The sequence below is a fragment of the Comamonas aquatilis genome (assembly GCF_965139575.1).
GTDB classification, from domain to species: Bacteria; Pseudomonadota; Gammaproteobacteria; order Burkholderiales; family Burkholderiaceae_C; genus Comamonas; species Comamonas aquatilis.
In genome coordinates, this window is the sequence record NZ_CBCSIW010000053.1 from 1 (window position 1) to 531 (window position 531).

1 protein-coding gene is annotated in these 531 nt (G+C 55.6%); it reads left to right on the forward strand.

Annotated elements, in window-relative coordinates; all coding sequences use genetic code 11:
- The coding region (locus ACNAZA_RS22370) for a DUF1281 family ferredoxin-like fold protein (protein ID WP_415798693.1) at window positions 1-516 on the forward strand (516 nt) is incomplete at its 5' end.
- Window positions 517-531: the final 15 nt, after the last annotated feature.

Consider the following 531-nt stretch of genomic DNA (forward strand, 5'->3'; position numbering starts at 1 on the left):
ATCAGCATGAGCGCCGAAACCATGGCAGAGACTGTAGTTGGACGGGCGCTTTCGGATCACCCCTTGCTTCGAGCACTGGAAGCCCAAAGCCGCGAGGCAGCAGACATCAAACAGCTGGATGACGAGAGCTTTGAGCAGTTCATCGGAATGCTGCGCAACCATCGAGCCTGCGGCTACCTGCACGACATGGATTTCGCTCGCAAAGAATGGGGCACCAAGTGGAATGCTTGCGAAGGGGTGGTTGATTCGCAGAACGGAACTGCTCAATTCGATACAGCCTGGGCTTGTCCAAAGCCTATCTTTGTGGCGCTCTCCAAGCAGTTTCCACAGGAAGTGATCACCATTACTTACGCAGACGAGGACATAGGCAGCAACTGCGGCATGTTCAAGCTGAAGAACGGCGAGGTGATTGAGGCGGATGAGGCTCAGCCATGGCGCGAGATGTCGGAGGAGCAAAAAGCGAAGTGGACAGCCTTCGCCTATGAGGTGAAAGGCTGGAAGCCCGAAGAAGAATAGCAACAGCCGGCCACC